The following is a 3,191-nucleotide window of genomic DNA, read 5'->3' as shown; positions in this document are numbered from 1 at the left end:
TTCTAAACTGCGAAGTTTGAGATAATAATAAAAAAAGTGCCAACCGGCTGGTTTTCTGTTAAAATGGTAGGAAATATTAAAGCTGGTCCTTTTCTGATTAGCACAAAAGATAAGAATAGTGAATAATAAGGCGGTGTCAAACATGAGCTTCAAGTACATACAAAACATACCGACTCCAGAGGAAATCAAATCAGAGATTCCATTGTCTAAGGCAGCCCTTGAGGTCAAGGCTAAGAGAGACCTTGAGATCAGGGAGGTCCTTGAAGGCAAGTCGTCGAAAAAGATCCTGGTAATCGGGCCCTGCTCCGCGGACAGGGAGGATTCCGTCATGGAATACATGACACGGCTGGCCGGTGTAAATGAGAAGGTAAAGGAACAGCTGGTATTAATCCCCAGGCTTTATACCAACAAGCCGAGGACTACCGGAGAAGGCTACAAGGGAATGCTGCATCAGCCGGATATCAATGAGGCTCCGGACATCAGCAAGGGAATATACACGATCAGGCATCTTCATAAGAGGCTTGTGGAGGAGACTGGGTTCACTGGAGCGGACGAGATGCTGTATCCTGAGAACGCCAGGTACCTTGATGACATACTGGCATATCACGCGGTGGGTGCCAGGTCGGTTGAGAACCAGGGTCACAGGCTTACTGCCAGCGGAATAAACGAGCCCGTTGGAATGAAGAACCCGACAAGCGGATACCTGAACGTCATGCTGAATTCAATAAAGGCAGCTCAGCTGCCCCACGACTTCATATTCAGCGGGAATGAGGTACAGACCGATGGGAACCCTCTTGCTCATGCGATACTAAGGGGAGCAATGAACCAGTACGGAAGAAGCATACCTAACTACCACTATGAGGACCTGATGATGCTATCCAGGATGTATACTGAGGCTAACCTCAAGAATCCTGCCGTGATAGTGGACTGCAACCATGCAAATTCCATGAAGCTGTGGAACGAGCAGCCAAGGATCGCCAAGGAGGTCATGCACAGCGCAAAGAGCTCAGAATCCATAAACAGGCTGTTCAAGGGCTTCATGATCGAAAGTTACCTAATGGATGGTGCCCAGTCCGAGAAAGGCACCAACTACGGACAGTCCATAACTGACGCATGTCTGGGCTGGGACAAGACTGAAAAGCTGGTGCTTGAGCTTGCTGAGCTTACAGCAAAGCTGTCCTGACCCGTTTGATCGTAATGGAACGGCTCCCCTGTGGTTCAGGGAAGCCGTTTTTTCATCTCCAGATTTCCGTCGGGACTTCAATCGGTATGGGTGAAGTCTTGCCGCTTACTGATGAGATCTCAAATGCCGACGATGGTTTGGTTTCATCTGACCTGTGCCTCAGGTCTATCCTTGCCCAGTCATTCGGGGCGATCATCACATGCCACTCAAGGTGCAGCTCCCATTCGTCAGAGAAGAACAGGTAGTGTGAGACAACAAGCCACTGAGGGCTTACCATGGTGCCTGTCCATTTGGTATCGGCATTGATCTTGAATTCAGGGTGCTTCTCGGCAAGGAAAGGCATGAACATCTTCAGAAGCTCTTCAGCGTACTCCTTCCTGTCATCCTCACCCTCAATTACCTCGAAAGTCACTGATTTCTTATCCTTAACGCTTCCCCGGGTTCCTTCGATATCGACAGTTACAGGTTGTCCGGAGCTTTCAGCTTTTGGAACGACTATGATTTCAGCTACCTGACCTTCAATGATATCCTTTCTTACTACGGTAACATCCGCACCTGAAGACGATGCTGTTATGGCTACAGAATCCTTCTTTGCTTCCTCGCCGACTGTCACAAGATAGTGGATACTTTGTCCTGGGATTGAAAATCCTTTAAGCTCCTGCGGAATTACGGTTATTTTGAACGGAGAATCATTTTGCTTTTGGGCGCAGCCAGATCCAAGAAGAAGAGCTGTGACAAGGAGACATATAGGCTTCCTTACACTTCTCATTTGCACTCCTTTCAGGCTTTTCAATGCCTTGCATCCATCCGGAACCTATGGACGGATTCTAAGGGTCAGTTTTTTCGCAATCCTATTATACTTCCAACATGAAAATAATAAATCACAACCTGGTAACAATGGGTTAATTTAATAACAATATAAGAAAACTGGTTTATACGGAGTGACAGGCATGGTTCAATCCAGTAATAAAGCATGCCATAATATAATCAGAAAATTAAGATAATTAACGGTTCAGGGTAACCATTAATGAAAGGGAGGGATTGTCATGAGGCTGCTTGTACCGGATCAAGCTTGTAACAGTTGTGGATCCAGACCATTATCTGCGTTTCATGAGAAATGATGAAATATGGTCCCACGTGGACAGGAAATGGATAGAGGAGAATTCAGGAGCTGTTGAGAAGATGGAAGAAAGCTCATACAGGCTGCTCAATGCCATTGTCGAGAAGCTGGATTTCAATGGTATCAGAACTGAAAGGGAGGTTCTTCTGGGTGAGCCGCATATCAGGATACTTGAGGATGCAGAGAAGGAAAAGGTAGATGCGATAATAATCGGGAACAGGGGCTTCTCAAAGATAAAGAGGTTTTTCCTGGGCTCTGTTGCACAGAGGGTAATTTCAGAAGCCAAATGCCCTGTATTGGTCACCCATTCGGAAACCGAATACTGATCGGATTTTGGATCGTGGAGCTTTAATTCAAACCTAATTCAAGACCAGGCGAGGTCTCATTCCATATGGAGGCGGCATCCATAATTTAAATTGCAGGATCCCTGCTTCTTGTAAAGGGACTTGGTATCCTTGGTTTAGATGATGCCTGTTGGGATATTACAGTATAAATCTTCATCGCAGGGATTGGCGGTCTGGTCTTCGGAATTTACGCCATTTGCAAGAAGTAGGACAGGACACCGGCAGTCTTAATCTCAACACACGCTGGTGCTGCAGTGCTGTATATCATTTTCTACAGCCTGTCTGTTTCAGGCTGATATCTGACATCAGTATTATAGACTGAATAGCAGCCGCAAGTTCAAATGCTTGCGGCTGCTTTCTGTTGTGCGCCCGGCATGGGCGCTAACTTGGTGGTGAGAGTCCACTACGCGCTCGGTAGCAGGAAGCGTTAGCCGAAGGCAAGGGTGTCCATTGCGAGGTGGAATCTGAAGGAAGCCGGATGTCAGGGCGAGGAGTTCTGGCGGGCAAATTTTCGGGCCGACGAACAGAAATCTTATATAAGGCC

At 47.1% G+C, this 3,191-nt stretch carries 3 protein-coding genes; 2 read left to right on the top strand and 1 reads right to left on the bottom strand.

Annotated elements, in window-relative coordinates:
- Positions 1-118: 118 nt before the first annotated feature.
- Entirely contained in the window at positions 119-1,183 is a 1,065-nt protein-coding gene (locus T472_RS05985) for a 3-deoxy-7-phosphoheptulonate synthase (RefSeq protein ID WP_278279645.1), read from the top strand.
- A 52-nt stretch (positions 1,184-1,235) separates the two neighbouring features.
- Here T472_RS05985 and T472_RS05980 read toward each other — a convergent pair whose 3' ends face one another.
- Positions 1,236-1,952, bottom strand: coding sequence for a hypothetical protein (locus T472_RS05980; RefSeq protein WP_023386675.1), 717 nt, complete (start codon positions 1,950-1,952; stop codon positions 1,236-1,238).
- Between the two features lie 341 nt (positions 1,953-2,293).
- Here T472_RS05980 and T472_RS05975 point away from each other — a divergent pair, with 341 nt between their 5' ends.
- Complete coding sequence (locus tag T472_RS05975; protein WP_152975127.1) at positions 2,294-2,629, top strand: universal stress protein; 336 nt, start codon at positions 2,294-2,296, stop codon at positions 2,627-2,629.
- The last annotated feature ends 562 nt before the right edge of the window (positions 2,630-3,191 follow it).

This window comes from Youngiibacter fragilis 232.1, from assembly GCF_000495435.3.
GTDB lineage: Bacteria > Bacillota > Clostridia > Clostridiales > Clostridiaceae > Youngiibacter > Youngiibacter fragilis.
Note: the sequence above shows the minus strand (reverse complement) of the source record. Positions and strands in the feature narration are given on the sequence as shown.